The following is a 19,343-nucleotide window of genomic DNA, read 5'->3' on the forward strand; positions in this document are numbered from 1 at the left end:
TTTTGTCATCCAACAAGGTGGCATTGGGATCGTGGAGAGGATGGCGGGAATGATTGCCCCCTTTCTCGGCCTTTCGAGTCGTTTTCACCGGATATTTACGCTAAAATTGCGCCGTTTTTTCTCCCTGGCTGCCAATGGATGATGCTGATGAAAGACTTTCTGATTGCCCCCTCGATCCTCTCCGCCGATTTCGCCCGTCTGGGTGACGATGTTGCCAAGGTACTGGCTGGCGGTGCCGACGTGGTTCACTTCGACGTGATGGACAACCACTATGTGCCGAACCTGACTATCGGCCCCATGGTCTGTCAGGCCCTGCGCGACTACGGCATCGAGGCGCCCATCGACGTCCACCTGATGGTCAAGCCGGTGGATCGCATCATTCCCGATTTCGCCAAGGCCGGGGCTTCCCTCATCACCTTCCACCCGGAAGCCTCCGATCATGTTGACCGCTCCCTCGGTCTCATCAAGGAGCAGGGCTGCCAGGCTGGCCTGGTGCTGAATCCGGCCACCTCTCTCTCCTGCCTCGAGTATGTGATGGACAAACTGGACGTGATCCTGCTGATGTCGGTCAACCCGGGCTTCGGTGGCCAGAGCTTCATTCCTGGTACCCTCGACAAGCTACGCCAGGTGCGCCGCCTGATCGACGAGAGCGGCCGCGACATCCGCCTCGAGATTGACGGTGGTGTCAAGGTCGACAACATCCGCGAGATCGCCGAGGCCGGTGCCGACATGTTTGTGGCCGGTTCCGCCATCTTCGGCAAGCCGGACTACAAGGCCGTTATCGATCAGATGCGTGCGGAGCTTGCTGATGTCCGTCGTTAATCGTGAATTTGATCTGGTGCTGTTCGACCTGGATGGCACCCTTATCGACAGTGCCGCCCAGCTGGCACTGGCGGTCAACCGTACTCTGGCCGACCTGGAGCTGGCCGAGGCCGACGAGGCGCTGGTGCGCACCTGGGTCGGCAACGGTGCCGACAAGCTGATCCAGCGGGCGCTTGCCCATTGCGAAGCCGATCCGGCGCTGTTTGCCAAGGCCCGTGCCCTGTTTGACGGTCACTATCAGGCTTGCCTGCTGCAAGGACTGGACATGTATGAGGGGGTGGAGCAGAGCCTGCGCCGCCTGCAGAAACTGGGTTACCGCCAGGCGGTGGTAACCAACAAACCGAGCCAGTTCGTGCAGCCCATTCTCGATGCCCTCGGCATTGCCGATTGCTTCGCACTCTGGCTTGGCGGCAACTGCGTGCCCCAGAAGAAACCCAATCCGGAGCCCCTGCTGCACGCCTGCCACGAACTGGGGGTGAGCCCGGCTCGCACCCTGATGGTGGGCGACTCCGAAAATGACGTGCTGGCTGCCAAGGCGGCCGGCATGAAGGTAGTGGGGCTCACCTACGGCTACAACTATGGCCGCCCTATCGCCGATTCCCATCCTGACTGGGTATGCGAGCAGTTTGCACAGCTCGATGCACTTTTGGTCTAATAGCGCAGCTGGGCTGGCTGAATAACAAGGATTACTACTCTCATGACTAAACCTATCGTATTGAGCGGCGCACAGCCCTCTGGCCAACTGACTATCGGCAACTACATGGGAGCCCTGCGTCAGTGGGTCAACATGCAGGATGAGTACGATTGCCTCTACTGCATCGTCGACCTGCACGCCATCACCACCCGTCAGGATCCGGTGGCCCTGCGCAAGGCCTGTCTCGATGCCGCCGCCCTCTATCTGGCGGTGGGGATCGATCCCAAGAAGAGCACCGTTTTCATCCAGTCCCACGTACCGCAGCACGCCGAGCTGGGCTGGATCCTCAACTGCTACACCCAGATGGGTGAGCTGTCGCGCATGACCCAGTTCAAGGACAAGTCCGCCCGTTTCGAGAACAACGTCAACGTCGGTCTGTTTGGTTATCCGGTGCTGATGGCGGCCGACATCCTGCTCTATCAGGCCAATCAGGTGCCGGTCGGCAACGACCAGAAGCAGCACCTGGAGCTGACCCGCGACATCTGCACCCGTTTCAACAACCTGTACGGCGAGGTGTTCACCATGCCGGAGCCCTTCATTCCGACCGAAGGGGCGCGGGTGATGAGCCTGCAGGATCCGACCAAGAAGATGTCCAAGTCAGACGACAACGAGGCCAACTTCATCGGCCTGCTGGAAGACCCCAAGCAGATCGTCAAGAAGATCAAGCGTGCGGTCACCGACTCCGATGATCCTGCCGTGGTGCGTTTCGATCCGGAGAACAAGCCTGGTGTCTCCAACCTGCTGACCCTGATGTCCGGGGTGACCGGCCGCTCCATCCCGGAGCTGGAGCAGCACTTCGAAGGCAAGATGTACGGTCACCTCAAGACCGAAACCGCCGAGGCCGTGGTGGCCTTGCTGGAGCCCATCCAGGCCCGTTTCCACGAACTGCGTCAGGATGAGACTCATCTGATTGCTATTTTGGCGGAAGGCGCACAAAAGGCGCGCGAAAGAGCTGAAAAAACCCTGACCAGCGTATATGATGTAGTCGGCTTCGTTCCTCGAGCCTGACATACTGGGAAGGTGTAGTAGAAGAGAGCTGGGTATTTGCCTGGCTTTCTTTATTTTCCCTGCTGTTAATTGTTTAATTATTTCCCTTTTTCAACCCGGGTTATTTCCCCAAGAGCAAGTATGTCCGTTCAATCAAATGTCTCCGTTGAAGAGCTGAGTGACAAGGGTCACTGGCTGCGTAAATTCCGCAAGGCTAAAAACCTCAATACCCTGCAACTGATGGTTTCCAATGCCATCGACAAGCATCACAAAACTCCCGCCATCGCTGCCGCCATCTATCTGGCCGAATGCCAGCGTGAACGGGAAATGGAACAGGGTCGTTTTCTCGACCGTTAATTCTCGGCCACTGGTTATCACATGCTGTTATTGATCGATAACTACGATTCCTTTACCTGGAACCTGGTGCAATATTTTGGCGCCCTGGGACAAGAAGTAGTGGTCAGGCGTAATGATGAGCTGACTCTGACCGACATTACGCAATTATCTCCCCGCTATCTGGTTATTTCTCCCGGCCCCTGCACGCCCAACGAGGCGGGTATTTCCCTCGCCGCTATTACCCATTTTTCCGGCCGATTGCCTATTCTCGGTGTCTGCCTTGGTCACCAGTCCCTGGCACAGGCGTTTGGCGCCCGCGTGGTGCGAGCCCGTCAGGTGATGCATGGCAAGACCTCGCTCATTCGCCATCGGGGCGAGGGGGTCTTCAAGGGGCTCAAGGATCCGCTGCGGGTGACCCGCTATCACTCGCTGGTGGTAGAGCAGGCAACGCTACCCGATTGCTTCGAGATCACCGCCTGGAGCGAGCATGCCGATGGCTCGTTTGACGAGATCATGGGGCTGCGCCACAAGACGCTTGATGTCGAAGGAGTTCAGTTCCATCCGGAGAGCATTTTGAGTGAGCAAGGCCACCAGTTACTGGCCAATTTTCTCGCTCGTTCGTAAAAATTCGTGATCACCCTCTCAGAATCGAGAGAAGGCAAAAAAAATTTCCCTGATAGTTTATTCACTGCCCCTCCTGCCCAAATTATCTCTTGCCAAGCCCCCTTGATACGTTATGCAATGCGGTTGCCTAAAATCTCAAGGCTAATCGAAGATTGTTCCCCATAGTCCGTTTTGTTACAGACTTTTTACTTTATTTCTGTGATAATCCCGTCACGTTTACACGGATTTAACTTTTGGGCGGTGGATTATTCTGCTGCCAGTTCGAAGGAGAGCTATATGTCAGAGTTGTTGGCAGTGACACGTGAAGTGTTTGATGAAGTGATGGTTCCCAACTATGCGCCGGCCAAGATCATCCCGGTGCGTGGTGAGGGGTCGCGTGTCTGGGATCAGGAAGGCCGTGAATATATCGACTTTGCCGGCGGTATCGCGGTCAATGGTCTGGGTCATTGTCATCCCAAGCTGGTCGACGCCCTGAAAACCCAGGGCGAGAAGCTGTGGCATCTCTCCAACGTGATGACCAACGAGCCGGCCCTGCGTCTGGCCAAGAAGCTGGTCGCCGCCACGTTTGCCGACAAGGTCTACTTCTGCAACTCGGGCGCCGAGGCCAACGAGGCGGCCCTCAAGCTGGCCCGTCGTTACGCCATCGAGAAGTTTGGTCCCCACAAGACCCAGATCATCGCCTTCCATCAGGGTTTCCACGGTCGTACCTTCTTTACCGTGAGCGTGGGTGGCCAGGCCGCCTACTCCGACGGTTTCGGTCCCAAGCCTGCCGACATCACCCATGTGACCTACAACAATCTGGAAGAGCTGGCTGCCGTCATTTCCGACAATACCTGCGCCGTGGTGATGGAGCCGCTGCAAGGTGAGGGTGGCATCATTCGTCCCACCGACGAGTTTGCCAAAGGGGTGCGCGAGCTGTGCGACAAGCACAATGCACTGCTGGTTTACGATGAGGTGCAGTCCGGTGTCGGTCGTACCGGTGAGCTCTACGCCTATATGGGCCTGGGCGTGACGCCGGACATCCTCACCAGCGCCAAGGCCCTTGGCGGCGGCTTCCCCATCGGCGCCATGCTGACCACTACCGAGATCGCCTCCTACCTGAAAGTGGGCACTCACGGCTCTACCTACGGCGGCAACCCGCTGGCCTGTGCCGTCGCCGAGGCAGTGCTCGACGTAGTCAACACCCCGGAAGTGCTTAGCGGCATCAAGCAGCGCGAGCAGCTGTTCCGCGACGGCCTTGAAGCCATCAATGCCAAGTACCGTTGCTTTAGCGAAGTGCGTGGCCAGGGCCTGCTGCTGGGCGCCGTGCTGAACGAAGACTACAAGGGGCGCTCCCGCGATTTCCTGCTGGCCTCCATCGATCAGGGGTTGATGGCGCTGGTCGCAGGGACCAACGTGGTGCGTTTCACTCCGTCTCTGGTGATCCCGGAAGCGGACATCAAGGAAGGGTTGGCCCGCTTTGAGAAGGCGGTTGCCCAGGTGGTTAACGCCTGATCCAAATTGAGGTGGGGAGTCCTCCCGGCTGGAGCCGGGGCCCCACCTGTCGTCAATGAAAGGGAGTTGTCATTTATGTTGGTTATCCGTCCCATCGAGCAAAAAGATTTTGCCGGGCTCAAGACCTGCGCCGTCGAGTCCGGCACCGGCATGACCTCGTTGCCCGTCAACGATGAGTTATTGCAGCGCAAGATCGATGCCTCGACCCAGACTTTTTCGGACAAACCGGCGGGCAAGGGGGATTGCCTCTACTTCTTCGTGGCCGAGGATCTGGAGACCGGCGAGATGGTCGGTACCTGTGCCATCGACGCCGCGGTCGGCCTGTCCCAGCCGTTTTACAACTATCACATCGGCAAGGTGGTGCACTCTTCCCCCAAGCTCGGTGTCTACAACGTGGTGGAGACCCTCACCCTCTCCAACGACTACACCGGCAATTCCGAGCTCTGCACCCTGTTTCTGCGTGAATGCGCCCGCGAGGGGCTCAATGGCCGCCTGCTCTCCAAGCACCGTTTCCTGTTCATGGCCGAGCACCCAGAACTGTTTGACGAAACCGTCTTCGCCGAGATGCGCGGCGTTTCGGACAGCGATGGCCACAGCCCCTTCTACGAGTGGCTGCAGACCCACTTCTTCTCGATGGATTTCCCCACCGTCGACTATCTGACCGGTATCGGCAAGAAGCGCTTCATCGCCGAGCTGATGCCCAAGTACCCCATCTACGTCAACTTGCTGAGCAAGGAGGCGCGTGCCGTCATCGGCCAGACTCACGAGAAGACCCGCCCGGCCATCAAGATGCTGCAGGACGAGGGGTTTGTGAACCGTGGCTACGTCGACATCTTCGACGCGGGCCCGGCGGTGGAGTGCGAGCTGAAGAACATCCGCAGTGTGCGCCGCAGCCAGAAGCTGCGCGTGCTGATCGGCGAGCCCATCGGTGGTCACCCTTACCTCCTTTGCAACACCCGCTTCGAGCAATACCGCGCCTGCTACGGCAATATCCGGGTCGATCACGACAAGCAGGAAGCCATCATTCCACCCAAGATGGCGGCGGCGCTCAAGGTGCAGGATGGCGACATGGTGCGAGCCGTCGATCTCGACTGATCCGGCTGGCGGCAATACCGAATATGAAACAGGCAGCCTCGGCTGCCTGCACACCACAGGGAGTGAATGGATGAGTCATTTAGTGCAGTTTATCGATGGCCAGTGGCTGGCCGGTGAAGGCAAGCCGTTCGAATCAAGGGATCCGGCCAAGAATGAAGTGATATGGCAAGGGGAGGCCGCCAGCCCGGCCCAAGTGGATGCCGCCGTCAAGGCCGCCCGCACCGCCTTCTACCATTGGTCTGATCTGAGCCTTGAGGCGCGTCTGGACGTTGTGCGCCGCTATGCCGACCTGCTCGGTGAGCACAAAGAAGCACTGGCGCTGACCATCGCCCGCGAAACCGGCAAGCCGCTGTGGGAGACCCGCACCGAAGTGGCGGCCATGCAGGGCAAGATCGCCATCTCCATCCGCGCCCATGACGAGCGCACCGGCACGGTCGAGAATCCCATGCCGGGTGCCAAGGCCTTCGTGCGCCACAAGCCTCACGGCGTAGTCGCCGTGTTCGGCCCCTACAACTTCCCAGGCCATCTGCCCAACGGTCACATCGTTCCGGCTCTGATCGCCGGCAACACAGTCGTGTTCAAACCCTCCGAGCTGACCCCCATGGTGGCCGAGGCCATGGTCGAGGTGTGGCAGGAGGCGGGTCTGCCCAAGGGCGTGCTCAACCTGGTGCAGGGTGAGGTCGAGACCGGCAAGGCGCTGGCGGGCAACCCCGGCATCGACGGTCTCTTCTTTACCGGCTCTTCCCGCACCGGCCACCTGCTCCATCAACAGTTTGCCGGCCAACCCGGCAAGATCCTGGCCCTCGAGATGGGCGGCAACAACCCGCTGATCGTGAAAGACGTGAGCGACATCGACGGTGCCGTTCATGCCATCGTGCAATCCGCCTTCATCACCTCCGGCCAGCGCTGCACCTGCTCGCGCCGCCTGTTTGTCGAGCGCGGTGAGCGGGGCGATGCCCTGGTCAAGCGGTTGGTGGATGTCGTCGGCCAGATCAGGGTCGGTCACTACGATGATGCGACTCAACCCTTTATGGGCGCCATGATCAGTGAGCGCGCAGCTTTGGGCATGGTCGAGGCACAAGCCAACCTGCAAGCGCTGGGGGGGGAGAGCCTGCTCACCCTCAAACATCTCGAAGCTGGTACCGGCTTCGTCTCCCCGGGCATCATAGACGTCACCGGCGTCGCCTCCCTGCCGGACGAGGAGTACTTCGGCCCGCTGCTGCAGCTCATTCGTTACGACGACTTCGATGCCGCCATCGATCAAGGGAACGCCACCAGCTTCGGCCTCTCGGCCGGCCTGCTTGGTGACAAGGAAGCGGACTGGCAGCACTTCTTCAAGCGCATCCGCGCCGGCATCGTCAACTGGAACAAGCCCATCACAGGCGCCTCCAGTGCCGCGCCGTTTGGCGGGATCGGAGCCTCCGGCAACCACAGGGCAAGCGCCTATTACGCCGCCGACTATTGTGCGTATCCGGTAGCCTCCGTCGAAGACAGCAAGGCGAGCATGCCGGAGCAGTTGTCTCCCGGCCTGAGTTTCTGACAATAACGAAAAAGGGGCACTCTTTGGGTGCCCTTGTCTGTACCCGCAATCAAAGGAAAGAGAGATGCAAAAGGATATCGATACCCTGTTCAGTCATCTGTGGGACAACTACATCAAGGTGACGCCGAGCGCCCTCAAGGTGCACGCCCTGCTGGGTGGCGGCGAGCCCATCATCAACGACCACGTGGCGTTTCGCACCTACAACTTGCCCAAGCTGGGGTTGGAGAAGCTGGCGGCCCACTTCCTGGCGCTCGGTTACGAGCAGAAGGGGGAGTATGAGTTCAAGGCCAAGAAGCTCTACGCCAAGCACTTTGAGCACAAGGATCCGGATGCTCCCAAGGTGTTCATCAGCGAGCTGAAGGTGGAGGAACTCTCCGGGCAGGCCCAGGCCATCATTCACAAGCTGGTGGATCAGGTGCCCGACCATCTGACAGACACCCATGCCTTCCTCTATGCCGGTGCCCCCTGGCAGGTCTCCTGGGCCGACTACCAGACCCTGCTGGCGGAGAGCGAGTACGCCGCCTGGATGGCTGCCTGGGGTTATCGCGCCAACCACTTCACCGTCAATATCAATCAGCTCAAGGAATTCGACACCATCCAGCAGGTGAATGCGGCGCTGAAAGCAGCCGGTTTCGTGCTCAACAGCGTGGGTGGCGAGGTGAAAGGGGACCCGCAGGTGATGCTGGAGCAATCCTCCACCATGGCGGACAAGGCCGAGGTGGCCTTCAGCGACGGTGTGCACACCATCCCGAGCTGCTTCTACGAATTTGCCCTGCGTTACCCGCAGGCCGACGGCACCCTCTACCCGGGTTTCGTCGAGGCGTCGGCCGACAAGATTTTCGAATCCACCAACGCCATGTAACGATGCTCTCGTCGCCCATGCGGCGATAGCCAGAGTGACATAAGCAACGCCTCCTTTCAGGAGGCGTTTTTATTGCTGGCGATAGAATGGGGACCGTTGTCGAGAATGGGAGAGAGGGAAAGGCTCCTGCAAGTATGTCCATTTTGTTGGCCAAATTGTGAAGGGGATCACCAATTGCGTCCCGGGCAGGGATGGGAAAAGGGGTAGAATGGCGCTTTCTTTTTAGGGGGGTCGTTCGATGCCTTATTATCATTTTTTCAAGCAAGGTCAGGCTCTTACCTATCTCGATGCCAATGCGCCCAGCTATGGTGACGAGCGTGGCCAGCTGATTGAGCAGGGTTTTTCTCCCCTTGCGGCCCCTACCTTTGCCGACAGCCCGGCAGCCGCCCTGGCGCAACTGCAAGGTCAGGAGGAGATGGAGAACGCGCTCGGGGCACATGACGACTTTTATGTGGCCAACACTCACCCTGCTACCATAACCGGCGTGTCGGGAGTCTGATCCCACCTTCCCGGCCAACAGCCGCTCTTTTCCTCGCTTGTGGGGAGCATTCGCTCAATCTGTACTATCGCGGATCCGGCTCTCCCTCAATCACCAGCACGGTTTCCATCCCCGCCGCCTTGCCGGCTTCGATCCCGATCCGGGTGTCCTCAAAGACCAGGCAGTTGGCCGGATTGACCCCAAGTTGTCTGGCCACCTCCAGGAAGGTGTCCGGATGTGGCTTGTGGTTACTCACATCATCGGCGCTCACCACCACCTGGATATAGGCATCAAGCCCGGTGCTCTTTAAGATCGACTCCGCCTGATTGCGCGGCGACCCTGTGCCAATGCCCATAGGTATCTTGCCGTGGCATTGCCGGACCAGCTCCCACATGGCAGGAAAGACGCTGACCCGGTCGATCTGTTCCAGATAGAGGGCAATCTTGCGCCGAGCGAAGGCCTCGACGTCGACCGTCAGCCCCTGCTGCTCGGCCAGCATGGCGATGATCTTGCGGGTTGGAATGCCACCATACTGGTAGAGCTGCTCGCGCTCGAAGGGGATGCCGAATTCGGCGCAGGTGAGCGCCCAGGCGTCCAGATGCAGGGGCATGGAGTCCACCAGAGTGCCATCCATGTCGAAGATCAGGGCGTCGTAATGAGCAAAGCTGTCGTAGGCATGCATGGTGGTTCCTCGGAGCAAATTGAGCAGACTAGCAGATTGGGCACGGCATGAGTGGGATCTGCTTCATGGTTGTGCGGAGGAGGGCCATTTTTGTCCTCTTGCTGATTTGTGTGACAATGATCCGTCCGTGATAGGCCGAGTTGGCCAGCCTGAATAGTGAGTCGTTCCATGTCCCCAAAAACCATCTTCTCGAGCGTGGCGTTGGTGATCGCCCTGGGCTCACTGGAAAAGAGCATAGTCACCACGCCGCTGCCCATGATAGGCGCCGAGCTGAACGCCGGTGCCGCTCTCACCTGGGTGGTCACCGCCTACCTGCTGGCAGCCACCGCAGTGCTCCCTCTCTACGGCAAGCTGAGCGATCAGTTCGGCCGGGTGCGAATGCTCAACATCGGTATTGGACTGTTTCTGACAGGTTCCGTCGCCTGTGCTCTGGCCCAGGATCTGCCGACCTTGCTGGCCGCGCGAGTGCTGCAGGGGATGGGAGGAGGGGGGCTTATCGCGCTCGCCTTCACCGTCATCGCCGACACCATACCGCCGCGGGAGGTGGGCAAATATCAAGGCTATATCTCGATGGTCTATGCAGTTTCGAGCATCGCCGGGCCCCTGCTCGGCGGCTACTTTACCGAGCAGCTGAGCTGGCGCTGGATCTTCTGGATCAACCTGCCACTGGGGGCACTTGCCCTCTGGCTCATCAACCGCAATCTCAAACAGCTCAATGTGCGTCGCCACAGCCGTTTCGACTGGAAGGGGGCGGGCCTGCTCATCACGGTCACCACCCTGACTCTGTTGCTGCTGTCTCCCGAAACCGCCCTGCCCGCCATCTGGCTGGCGGCCGCCCTGGCGTTCGCCCTGTTGTTGCTGATCCTGATCGAACGCCGTGCCCACGACCCCATACTGCCGGCCCATCTGGCGCGGCTGCCCGGTTATCTGGTGAGCGTGCTGCTGGCGATGCTCTCTCAGCTGCTGATGTTCGCCATGCTGGTCTATCTGCCCCTCCAGATGCAGTGGCAAAAGGGGATGAGTGCCAGCGAGAGCGGGGTGAGCCTGGTGATCTTCATGGTTTGCATCACCGTCGGGGCCTTCGTCGGTGGCAAGCTCATTAGTCACACCGGCCGCTACAAGCGCTTCGTGGTGATCGGGTTTGCCCTGGCGGCGCTGGCTCTGTGGCAAATCCACTTCGACGCCTGGGTCAGGCTGGCCCTCGGCTTTGCGGGTCTGGGATTGGGACTGGTGCTGCCTGCCCTCTCGGTGGTGGTGCAAAATGCCCTGCCACGGGAGGATCGCGGCATCGGCATGTCGTTGTTCAACTTTGGCCGGGAGCTGGGGGGCGCGGTCGGGGTTGCCATCTGCGCCGTGCTGTTCCATTCCGCCCTGCCAACGGGCACCAGCCACAATTTGGCCAGCCTGAGCCCGACCGTGCTGGCCCCGGGTTTCAGCACCACCTATATCGGCATGGCGCTGATCGCCAGTGCCGCACTGCTCATCACGCTACTGGCCCTCAAACGCCACGAGTTGGCCGACATGCACGCCTGATGGCAAGGCAATAGATAAAAAGGGCTCCCGCGGGAGCCCTTTTGTTATGGTGTCGGCACCAGGCTGTTGCACTCAGCCGGCCAGCCGCACCGGGCGCAGGGCGAAGATGGCCCCGCCAAACAGCAGCAGGGCCAGCAGGGCCATGGCCATGGGGCCGGCGCTGTAGGCAAAGCCGGCGACGGCGGACCAGAGCGCCACCCCGAGGTGCATCAGGGTCATGGCCAGCGACATCAACATGCCGCGCTGGGCCGGGGCGAGCTGGGCGATGTAGCCCTGCAGTGCCGGCGAGCCGATGCCGCCGGCCAGCGCCCACAGGCCCAGCGGCAGGGCGAGGCTGGCCAGGCTGTCGGCCGGATAGAGGTAGAAGAAGGCGCTGACCAGAGCGCACACCACCAGGGCGCCGCGCATCAGGGGGCGGCCGCTCTCCACATAGCCGGCCAGGCGCGGCATCAGCACGTTGCCGACCACGCTGATCACGCCAAGGGCGCCGTAGAGCAGCCCCACCGACCAGACGGGCAGCCCCTGACTGTCGTGCAGGTGCTGGCCGACCAGGTTGAACAGGCCGATGCCGCCCCCCAGTCCCAACCCCATGGCGAGCAGGGCGCCGAGCGCCCCCGGAATGGCCAGCACCGAGCCTTGCGGCGCGGGGGGCGTGCCGCTGGCATGAGCCTGCGGCGTGCGCGCCGTGAGCCAGGCCAGGGCCGCCGCCACGGCCCAGGCGCAGAGGCCGAGCACGATGAAGGGGGTACGCCAGCTGCTGAGCTGGGCCAGCAGGGCGCCCACCGCCGGGCTCGAGATCATGCCGAGGGTGAGCCCCGACTGCACCCAGGCGATGCGCTTCATGGCATCGGCCGGTACGCCGTCTGCCGCCATGGCGAAGGCGATGGGGAGCATGCCGGCGCTGGCCAGCCCGGTGATCACCCGGGTCGCCAGCCCAACCTCGAAGTTCGCCACCAGGCCGGTGGCCACCGAGGCGGCGCCAAACAGCAGGGAGGCCGGCAGCATCACCCGCAGCCGGCCGTGGCGATCCGACAGACCGCCGAGCAGGGGAGCGATGAGGGCCAGCGCCACGCTGTAGGCGGTGATGAACAGGGTCACCCGCTCCGGAGCGACCCCCAGCTCGGCGCCGATGGGGGCGAGCAGGGGGCCCAGCATCAGCTCGTCGGCTCCGACCAGAAATGCAATCAAAAACAGCAGTACTTTCAGTAACATAATATTTATTCCTTAAGCTTGGGTCGACACGGCGGCGAACTGCTGGATGTCCACCACCCGATCCGGCCAGTCGGCCACAAAGGCCGGTTCGTGGCAGACGGCGAGCACGCTGCCCGGGTAGTCGCACAGGGCCTGGCGCAGGGCGGCCTTGGTGCCGGCATCCAGGTGGGTGGTCGGCTCATCCAATATCAGCAGATGAGTGGGCTGCAGCGCCAGTCGGCACAGCTTGACCCGGGTCTGCTCACCGCCGCTCAGGGCACTGATGGGCTGGATGGCCAGCTTGCCGCCGATGCCAAGGCGCGCCAGCTGCTGGCGGGCACCCTTGTCATCCAGCCCGGGGGCGACGGCCTTGACCAGAGCCAGCGGGGTGGCCGCGGGATCGGGCCAGTGCAGCGCCTGCTCGAAGTAACCCGACTTGAGGCCGGGGGCCAGGGCCAGTTCACCGGCGAGCGGGGCGAGGCGGCCGGTCAGGGTGTTGAGCAGTGTCGACTTGCCGATGCCGTTGAAGCCGGCGATTACCACCTTCTCGCCGCGGCGCAACTGCAGGCTGAGCGGCGCCAGCAGGGGCTGGTGGTAGCCGATCTCCAGCTCGCTCGCGGTCAGCAGCTGCGGGTGGTCCCCCTGGGCGGCACGAAAGCTGAGGGTGACCGGTTTGGCCTGCTCGGGGGCGGCCAGTCGCTCGATGCGCGCCAACTGTTTCTTGCGGCCGTTGGCGATGCTGGCGTTGACCCCGGCCCCGTTCTTGGCGATGAACTGCTCGAGCCTGTCGATCTGCCGCTGCTGTGCCTGGTATTGACGGGCGTGCAGCGCCTCGGCGGCGCCCTTCTGGGCCAGCGCCTGGTCGAGGTTGCCGCGATAGGTGTGGATCTGCTGGCGGTCGATGTCGGCGATGGCGGTGGCGATGCGGTTGACGAAGGCCCGGTCGTGGGAGACCACCAGGAAGGCGCCGGGGAGGCGCTCCAGATAGCCTGCCAGCCAGTCGACGTGGGCTGTGTCCAGATAGTTGGTCGGCTCGTCGAGCAGCAGCACCTCGGGCGTGCGCAGCAGCAGGCCGGCCAGCATCACCTTGTGGCGCTGGCCGCCGCTTAGATTGGCGAGCAGGGTCTGCATGCCGAGCTGGGTCAGGCCGAGGCCGGCTGCCACCTCGTCGATACGCGGATCCAGCCGGTAAAAACCCTGGCTCTCCAGGTGCGCCTGCAGATCGGCCGCCCGGGCCAGCTGCCGCGGCCCCAGTTCGGGGTCGGCGTAGAGGGCCAGCATCTCGGCTTCCGCCTCATAGAGATCGGCGAACACCGACTGCAGGTAGCCCCGCAGGGTGAGGTGGCCATCCCGCGCGGCGTGCTGGTCGAGATAGCCCGCCTTGATGCCTTGCTGCCAGAGGATGTCGCCGCCGTCTGGCAGGCGCTCCCCCTGGATCAGCTGGAGCAGGGTGCTCTTGCCGGCGCCGTTGTGGCCGGTGAGGCAGACATGCTCGCCGGCGTTGAGACGAAAGCTCGCCTGCTGGTACAGGGTCTTGTCGCCGATGTGATAGGTCAGGTTGTGGATAGTGAGCACACTCATGGTTGTAACATCCATAAAAAACGGGGGGCAGGTACGCGACGTACCGGCCCCCCGTCTCAGCAAGGTGAAACGCTGCCAAATGGCAGAGACAAAAAGGCCGGCGATGAAGCATCTCGCCGGCCTGTGTCTCCTGTTTTCATCAGATGCGGGGCAGCCTCCCAAAGAGAGGGCATTCGCGCAGCTGATGAAGATTCAGTCGATGGGCTCCGGGCAACACTTCATCGTGTTAGTGCACGGAGCACAGCCTCCTGACCGAGCATTTGAACAGGATGTACAACATTGAAAAACGGTCCAACAAAAATTCTGGTCGCAAAATACCCAGCTTGCGCCCGCACGTCAACCCGTGATCTTTTTCGCCGCCATACTCGTGGCGGCAAGGTTTGTGGCCAGCGCCAGGCTTCATCCCGACAACCGGCGCGCCGCCATATCAGGCTTTCTGCTGCTCGCGCTGCTCCTCGAGTTCCTTGCCGAGGAAGTAGTTGAGAAAGGTGCGGATCACCGCGATCACCGCCAGACGGATCAGCTCCTCCTGGCTCGGGGCTATGGTGGTGGCCAGGATATCGGCGGCGAGCTGGAACTCCAGCGCCAGAATGAGCCAGCTGCCGAAACAGAGGCGAATGCGGGGAAAGCCGGGTTCATGATCCCGCACCCGGGCCGCCAGCCAGAGGGTTTTGCCAAGGCCGATGACCACGCAGGCCACCGAGATAAGTTCGAGGGAAAACTGAACCAGCTCCACGCCGTGCAGCATGCCCTCCTTCCACTGGGCTAACGCCAACCAGTCTGTCACTTGGCATCCTCCTGATAAAAACGAGTCCCATGTTATTAACATATTGATCCATAAAGGCCAAATGCGTGTGGCTCGGAAATGGACAATGAGGATGAGCAAAAGGGCTCAAAGATAGAGTTCCACTTGACTGCGAACAATCTCCATCGCGACAATCCAGATTCTGAAATGGACTCAACATACGTAGAGGTATCGTCATGACAGCGGTTCCGACGCCGGCCATCGGCATCGATCTGGGGACAACCAACAGCGCGATTGCCGTGTGGCGGGAGGGCAAGGCCCACCTTATTCCCAATGCCCATGGGGAGGAGCTGACGCCATCGATCGTCTGTATCGGTGAGGACGATACCTTGCTGGTGGGCCAGGCAGCAGCCACCCGCCTGTTGACTCATCCCTCCAATACCGCCTCCCACTTCAAGCGATTTCTCGGCAGCGAGCGGCGCTACCGGTTGGGCAAGGAGCAGTACAATCCGACCGAATTGTGCGCCTTGATACTGGGCAGTCTGAAGGCGGATGCCGAGGCCTGGCTTGGCCACGGGGTACGCGAAGTGGTCATCTCGGTGCCAGCCTATTTTGGCGATCAGCAGCGCAAGCAGGTGCGGCTGGCGGCCGAGCTGGCCGGGCTCGATGCCGTGCGCCTTATCAACGAGCCGACGGCCGCCGCCATGGCTTACAGCCTGCACGAGCAGTACAGCCGCCGCTTTCTGGTGTTTGACCTGGGGGGCGGCACCTTCGACGTGACCGTGGTGGAGTATCAGGATGGCATCATGGAGGTACGTGCCTCGGCGGGGGACAACCGGCTCGGTGGTGAGGACTTTACCCAGGATCTGGTCGATGCGGTGCTTGGCAGGCTCGACATCGATCGCGGCGAACTGACGCTCTCCCAACTCGGGCAAGTTTATCTGGCCTGCGAGCGGGCCAAACGTCATCGCAGTGGTAGCGGCCTTGAGGTCGAGCTTGGTGCGGAGTGGAACCGGACGCTCGGGTTTTCCGAAAGCGAGCTGGCCGACATCTGGCGCGAGACCCTCAACCGGCTGCGCAAGCCGCTGAGCCAGGCGCTCTCCGATGCGCGCCTGCGGCCCGACGAGGTCGACGAACTGATTTTTGTCGGTGGGGCGAGCCGCCAGAGCGAGGTGCAGCAAACAGCGGTGCGCCTGCTTGGTCGCTTTGGCCGCCACGAGCTGGATCCGGATCGGGTGGTCGCCATGGGGGCCGCTATCCAGGCAGCCTGCCGCCTGCGCGACAGCGCGGTGGAGGAGCTCATCATGACCGACGTCTGTCCCTTCACGCTGGGTATCGCAGTCAGCCAGGGTGACCAGCACGGTATCTTCAGTCCCATCCTGGAGCGCAATATAGTGGTGCCGGCCTCACGGGTAGAGCGCTACCACAGCTGCCATGAACAGCAGAGCTCGGTGTGCATCAGCATCTATCAGGGGGAGCGGTTCTGGGTGCGCGACAACTTGCATGTGGACGATCTCGAGATCCCGCTGCCGACCGGCAAGGGCATTCAGGAAGTGGACGTGCGCTTTAGCTACGACATCAACGGCATGCTGGAGGTGGACGTGACCCTGGTGAGTTCGGGTGAGCAGTTCCAGAAGGTGATAGACAGAAGTCCGGCAGGCGTAACCGAAGAGGGCAAGCGGGAGAGTCGCGAGCGTCTGGCCCGTCTCAAGCAGCATCCGCGCGATGCGTTGCCCAATCTGACCCTGAGCGAGCGATTACAGCAACTCTATGAAGAGAGCATCGGCGACGAGCGGCGCCAGGTCGAACAGTGGCTGCTGCAGTTTGAGCGGGTCCTGGCCAGCCAGGACCCGCAAGTCATCAACTCGTTCCGCCAGCAGATGAACAAACTGCTCAAGCAGTGGCACTAGTCGAGGATGTCGCTCAGCGACATCCTGCCCTGCTTGTAGAACTCCCTGGGCCAGCCACGGCGCAGTGCGCCCGGTCTTAGCCGGCTGCTCATGACGAGGTGGCCGAGCCACAGGGGGACCGCCAGCCAGGCGCTGTTGATGTAGAACGCGATGGCTAGCCAGATCAGGCTCCAGATCAGATAGTTCCGACTGGTACGCGGACGTGTCTGGGCCCGGCAGATATGCCACATCAGATAGAGATTCATGAACAGCATCGCCGCCATATCCAGACCGAGGGAATAGTATTCCACCCAGTAGGGTGAGCCGGAGGCGAGGACTTCGCGCAGGGATGGTTCCAGTGGAAACACGAAGTAGGGCAGGATGGCGGACAGTATGCTGACGAACATCAGCTGTGCACCGCTTTGTAGCCTGAAACGCTTTCTGGCGTGTGCCCTGTCATGTTCAAGCTGGGCGTTGAGCTTGTCCTCCAGATAGCCCTGCACCAGAGAGCGCACCTCCTGCTGGGCTGGTGTGAAGTCGTCCCGTTGCTTGTAAAGCGGGTCGAGATGACGGGCCTGAAAGCCATTTCTGCCAAAATCATGAGCCAGCATGGCCAGGGCATAACAGACGGGATAGACAAACTTGGCCGCCGCGTCGTTCGGGTGGTGTTTCTCAAGTTCTTCCAGCGTGGTGATATTGTCGGGGTCCTGTTGCAGGTAAGCGTAAATCAGCGACTCTTCGGCGTAGGGGTAGACTTCCAATGCCAATCCCTGTGCCTGGCGCAGTTTTTCGAGCCGTTCGCGCAGCGGTGTCAAAATGTAGCCATAGGACTCGTTGCTTGCCTTGTGGCTAAGCAGCAGGTTCCACAGCACTATGGTGCAGGCCAGATCCGGTTCGTTATCCAGTCGTCGGTCGATCAGGGCTGCCAGGGCGGGCAGTTCGTTCAGGCGGGCGCGTTCGAGAAGCGCCTCGTCGCCGACATCGGAGCGTTTGAGGAGTTCGGTCTGGTTGCGCAGCTCCAGCGACAACACGTACTGCTGCGACCAGCGGGCGCAGGCGTCCATGATGGCTGCCTGGTATAGGGTGGGCTGGGCACAGAGACGCAGGAGGGTGGAGAGCGGCGTGTCCTCTTGACTGGTTGGCAGTGAGCCCATCGACTGGCGAATGGCGTCGAGATGCTGTTTCGGCGTCCAGGGCCGGGCATAGTAGAACTGCGCCCAGCGAAAACAGCCGGGCCAGCTCTCGCCCTGCCAGGCATCGCTGAGCACCGTATCGCTGTAGTAGCGTTGATGGGAGAGACGGGCGCCCAGATGCATCCCCTGCATCATCCGCTCATCCCATCCTTCATTGTTGGCGCGCTGGGCGATGGCCTTGAACCAGGCGTCGGGCAGCAGCGGATAGCGGCGCAGGCACTCGAGCCACTGCTCCGGCGTTGCGCAGGCAATCTGTTCGGCACTGGGTGGCGAGGTGGCGAGCCAGTCATCGCTGCCATAGCGGGCAAGCAGTACGTCAAGCAGGGGCAGTGCTGGCCGCTCGGCCAGTTTGCGGTGAGCGTGGCGTTGCAGCAGGCGTGCGAGGTACTGCCAGCCGCCCTCGGCCTCGGCCAGCTCGGGCTGTGTCAGTGCCGCTTCCAGTGCCTGCCAGGTGCCGTATTCGCTGTGCCACCAGAGGCGGGCCAGGGCACCGCGTGTGCCGGGTAGCGCGTCCAGCGCCAGGGCGGTGAGCGGCATATTGTCAAACCCCAGCATCTGGTCGTGCAGCCACTCTTCCACGGGGTCCGGTTGCTGCCAGGGCAGCATCAGCCACTGGGGCTCCCAATAAGCGCTGCGCGAAGTGGGCCACTTCTGGGCGGTGGCAAATGCCTGCAGCCAGCGGGACAGCGCCTGATCGCTGCCCAGGTGCCACTGGATAAGGTGATTGGCGAGCAGCGCCTCGTGGCCCTTTTCTTCCAGTGCCCCGGCAACCTGCATCACCAGCTGTTCCTTGCCGCAGCGCAGGCTGGCGTCGGAGAGCAGGTGCCAGTCATCTTCGCTGAGGTGATCCTGCTCGAGCAGAGCCAGGGTGAGCGCAAGACGGTGGGTGGCATCGCCGTCAGTGCCAGCGGCATGGAGCGCGCGCAGCTGCAGCCGGAGCAGAGCCGGGTGATCACCGACGATGGGCAGGGCATAGTGATAGATGAGCCCCAACACGCCGTTGCGATCGCCGGCCTCGAGCGATAGCAGCAGTGGCTGATAGAAGGCCAGCACGGCGCGCTGGCGGGCATGATCCAGGGTGGCAAGCCACTCCAGAGGGGCTGCCAGCTGCGCCTGACGCCACCAGTCGAGAAACTCCCCCTTCTTTTGCATGTCGCCGGCGAGGCGCAGCAGTGACGCCCAGTCGAGCGCTTGCCAGAGCCGCTCGATCACCGGTGCCGGCAACCATTGCCATTGAAAGATGCGTTGCAGTACCTCGTCCGACAGCTGGCTCTGCTGGACCAGCGAAAGCGATTGCAGCGATGTCTGCCACTTATCCCACTCGGTCATGACAAAGCGCCGGCTGGCATCGCCAAGCAGTTCAAACAGGGTGGTCAGTTCAGCGGCGTCGGCCGGACGAACCAGCTCGGTCTGTGGCTCAGAGTCGTCACTCATGGATGGACGCGGCCGGCTGGCCTCTTCATAAGCATCACGCAGCAGGCGGAAGCCTTCGGGATCGTCTTCCGGGTGGCAGTCACGCAATTTGATATGGTAGGCGCGCTTGATGGCGGCCAGATCGTCGGTCTCTTGAAGCCCGAGTCGTTGCCAGATATCCATG

17 protein-coding genes are annotated in these 19,343 nt (G+C 61.6%); 12 read left to right on the forward strand and 5 right to left on the reverse strand.

Features of this window, described 5'->3' with window-relative positions; translation table 11 throughout:
• Window positions 1-147 precede the first annotated feature (147 nt).
• The 10 genes from rpe to MRK42_RS05490 all read left to right on the forward strand — a co-directional run bounded on the left by rpe (window position 148) and on the right by MRK42_RS05490 (window position 8,953).
• Window positions 148-822 (forward strand): ribulose-phosphate 3-epimerase, encoded by a 675-nt coding sequence (gene rpe, locus MRK42_RS05445; protein WP_354688919.1) that lies wholly within the window; start codon window positions 148-150, stop codon window positions 820-822.
• Window positions 809-1,477 (forward strand): phosphoglycolate phosphatase, encoded by a 669-nt coding sequence (locus MRK42_RS05450; protein WP_042025667.1) that lies wholly within the window; start codon window positions 809-811, stop codon window positions 1,475-1,477. Before rpe ends, MRK42_RS05450 begins: the two co-directional genes overlap by 14 nt.
• A 42-nt stretch (window positions 1,478-1,519) precedes the next feature.
• Window positions 1,520-2,524 (forward strand): tryptophan--tRNA ligase, encoded by a 1,005-nt coding sequence (gene trpS, locus MRK42_RS05455; protein WP_026455947.1) that lies wholly within the window; start codon window positions 1,520-1,522, stop codon window positions 2,522-2,524.
• 120 nt (window positions 2,525-2,644) lie between these two features.
• A complete protein-coding gene (locus MRK42_RS05460) occupies window positions 2,645-2,860 on the forward strand; it encodes a hypothetical protein (protein ID WP_026455946.1) in 216 nt (71 codons plus the stop codon).
• Window positions 2,861-2,881: 21 nt separating this feature from the next.
• On the forward strand, window positions 2,882-3,463 hold the full coding sequence (locus MRK42_RS05465) for an aminodeoxychorismate synthase component II (protein WP_042025665.1): 582 nt from the start codon (window positions 2,882-2,884) through the stop codon (window positions 3,461-3,463).
• 276 nt (window positions 3,464-3,739) lie between these two features.
• Window positions 3,740-4,957, forward strand: coding sequence for an aspartate aminotransferase family protein (locus tag MRK42_RS05470; RefSeq protein ID WP_042025664.1), 1,218 nt, complete (start codon window positions 3,740-3,742; stop codon window positions 4,955-4,957).
• A 75-nt stretch (window positions 4,958-5,032) separates the two neighbouring features.
• Window positions 5,033-6,052, forward strand: a complete 1,020-nt coding sequence (gene astA, locus MRK42_RS05475; protein ID WP_124239825.1) for an arginine N-succinyltransferase — start codon at window positions 5,033-5,035, stop codon at window positions 6,050-6,052.
• A 70-nt stretch (window positions 6,053-6,122) separates the two neighbouring features.
• The gene (gene astD / locus MRK42_RS05480) at window positions 6,123-7,592 is read left to right on the forward strand and encodes a succinylglutamate-semialdehyde dehydrogenase (protein WP_338611885.1); all 1,470 of its coding nucleotides are present in this window, start codon (window positions 6,123-6,125) and stop codon (window positions 7,590-7,592) included.
• Between the two features lie 64 nt (window positions 7,593-7,656).
• Entirely contained in the window at window positions 7,657-8,454 is a 798-nt protein-coding gene (locus MRK42_RS05485) for a DUF1338 domain-containing protein (RefSeq protein ID WP_338611886.1), read from the forward strand.
• Between the two features lie 238 nt (window positions 8,455-8,692).
• The gene (locus tag MRK42_RS05490; protein ID WP_223380099.1) at window positions 8,693-8,953 is read left to right on the forward strand and encodes a hypothetical protein; all 261 of its coding nucleotides are present in this window, start codon (window positions 8,693-8,695) and stop codon (window positions 8,951-8,953) included.
• 64 nt (window positions 8,954-9,017) lie between these two features.
• Here the strand turns inward: MRK42_RS05490 and MRK42_RS05495 are convergent, their stop codons facing one another.
• A complete protein-coding gene (locus MRK42_RS05495; RefSeq protein ID WP_338611887.1) occupies window positions 9,018-9,614 on the reverse strand; it encodes a beta-phosphoglucomutase family hydrolase in 597 nt (198 codons plus the stop codon).
• Window positions 9,615-9,782: 168 nt separating this feature from the next.
• Here MRK42_RS05495 and MRK42_RS05500 point away from each other — a divergent pair, with 168 nt between their 5' ends.
• A complete protein-coding gene (locus tag MRK42_RS05500; RefSeq protein WP_338611888.1) occupies window positions 9,783-11,147 on the forward strand; it encodes an MDR family MFS transporter in 1,365 nt (454 codons plus the stop codon).
• Between the two features lie 72 nt (window positions 11,148-11,219).
• Here MRK42_RS05500 and MRK42_RS05505 read toward each other — a convergent pair whose 3' ends face one another.
• From MRK42_RS05505 to MRK42_RS05515, 3 genes are all read right to left on the reverse strand, one after another.
• Window positions 11,220-12,359, reverse strand: coding sequence for an MFS transporter (locus tag MRK42_RS05505; RefSeq protein WP_338611889.1), 1,140 nt, complete (start codon window positions 12,357-12,359; stop codon window positions 11,220-11,222).
• A gap of 12 nt (window positions 12,360-12,371) precedes the next feature.
• Window positions 12,372-13,919 carry an ABC-F family ATP-binding cassette domain-containing protein gene (locus MRK42_RS05510; RefSeq protein ID WP_338611890.1) on the reverse strand — a complete coding sequence of 516 codons (1,548 nt, stop codon included), beginning with the start codon at window positions 13,917-13,919 and terminating at the stop codon, window positions 12,372-12,374.
• Window positions 13,920-14,346: 427 nt separating this feature from the next.
• Window positions 14,347-14,667 carry a DUF1622 domain-containing protein gene (locus MRK42_RS05515; protein ID WP_026456474.1) on the reverse strand — a complete coding sequence of 107 codons (321 nt, stop codon included), beginning with the start codon at window positions 14,665-14,667 and terminating at the stop codon, window positions 14,347-14,349.
• Between the two features lie 233 nt (window positions 14,668-14,900).
• On the opposite strand from MRK42_RS05515, the gene MRK42_RS05520 reads away from it, so the two are divergent.
• Window positions 14,901-16,574, forward strand: coding sequence for a molecular chaperone HscC (locus tag MRK42_RS05520; protein ID WP_338611891.1), 1,674 nt, complete (start codon window positions 14,901-14,903; stop codon window positions 16,572-16,574).
• Here MRK42_RS05520 and MRK42_RS05525 read toward each other — a convergent pair.
• A complete protein-coding gene (locus tag MRK42_RS05525; RefSeq protein WP_338611892.1) occupies window positions 16,571-19,342 on the reverse strand; it encodes a J domain-containing protein in 2,772 nt (923 codons plus the stop codon). The two genes, MRK42_RS05520 and MRK42_RS05525, sit on opposite strands and share 4 nt — an antisense overlap.
• Window position 19,343: the final 1 nt, after the last annotated feature.

Origin of the sequence: Aeromonas sp. 19NY04SH05-1, from assembly GCF_040581895.1 — a bacterium.
Taxonomy (GTDB): Bacteria; Pseudomonadota; Gammaproteobacteria; order Enterobacterales; family Aeromonadaceae; genus Aeromonas; species Aeromonas enteropelogenes.

Excerpts from the sequence above, each read along its gene's own strand:
- rpe (WP_354688919.1), top strand. The coding sequence starts at position 148 with ATGAAAGACTTTCTGATTGCCCCCTCGATCCTCTCCGCCGATTTCGCC.
- MRK42_RS05450 (WP_042025667.1), top strand. The coding sequence starts at position 809 with ATGTCCGTCGTTAATCGTGAATTTGATCTGGTGCTGTTCGACCTGGAT.
- trpS (WP_026455947.1), top strand. The coding sequence starts at position 1,520 with ATGACTAAACCTATCGTATTGAGCGGCGCACAGCCCTCTGGCCAACTG.
- MRK42_RS05460 (WP_026455946.1), top strand. The coding sequence starts at position 2,645 with ATGTCCGTTCAATCAAATGTCTCCGTTGAAGAGCTGAGTGACAAGGGT.
- MRK42_RS05465 (WP_042025665.1), top strand. The coding sequence starts at position 2,882 with ATGCTGTTATTGATCGATAACTACGATTCCTTTACCTGGAACCTGGTG.
- MRK42_RS05470 (WP_042025664.1), top strand. The coding sequence starts at position 3,740 with ATGTCAGAGTTGTTGGCAGTGACACGTGAAGTGTTTGATGAAGTGATG.
- astA (WP_124239825.1), top strand. The coding sequence starts at position 5,033 with ATGTTGGTTATCCGTCCCATCGAGCAAAAAGATTTTGCCGGGCTCAAG.
- astD (WP_338611885.1), top strand. The coding sequence starts at position 6,123 with ATGAGTCATTTAGTGCAGTTTATCGATGGCCAGTGGCTGGCCGGTGAA.
- MRK42_RS05485 (WP_338611886.1), top strand. The coding sequence starts at position 7,657 with ATGCAAAAGGATATCGATACCCTGTTCAGTCATCTGTGGGACAACTAC.
- MRK42_RS05490 (WP_223380099.1), top strand. The coding sequence starts at position 8,693 with ATGCCTTATTATCATTTTTTCAAGCAAGGTCAGGCTCTTACCTATCTC.
- MRK42_RS05495 (WP_338611887.1), bottom strand. The coding sequence starts at position 9,614 with ATGCATGCCTACGACAGCTTTGCTCATTACGACGCCCTGATCTTCGAC.
- MRK42_RS05500 (WP_338611888.1), top strand. The coding sequence starts at position 9,783 with ATGTCCCCAAAAACCATCTTCTCGAGCGTGGCGTTGGTGATCGCCCTG.
- MRK42_RS05505 (WP_338611889.1), bottom strand. The coding sequence starts at position 12,359 with ATGTTACTGAAAGTACTGCTGTTTTTGATTGCATTTCTGGTCGGAGCC.
- MRK42_RS05510 (WP_338611890.1), bottom strand. The coding sequence starts at position 13,919 with ATGAGTGTGCTCACTATCCACAACCTGACCTATCACATCGGCGACAAG.
- MRK42_RS05515 (WP_026456474.1), bottom strand. The coding sequence starts at position 14,667 with ATGCTGCACGGCGTGGAGCTGGTTCAGTTTTCCCTCGAACTTATCTCG.
- MRK42_RS05520 (WP_338611891.1), top strand. The coding sequence starts at position 14,901 with ATGACAGCGGTTCCGACGCCGGCCATCGGCATCGATCTGGGGACAACC.
- MRK42_RS05525 (WP_338611892.1), bottom strand. The coding sequence starts at position 19,342 with ATGGATATCTGGCAACGACTCGGGCTTCAAGAGACCGACGATCTGGCC.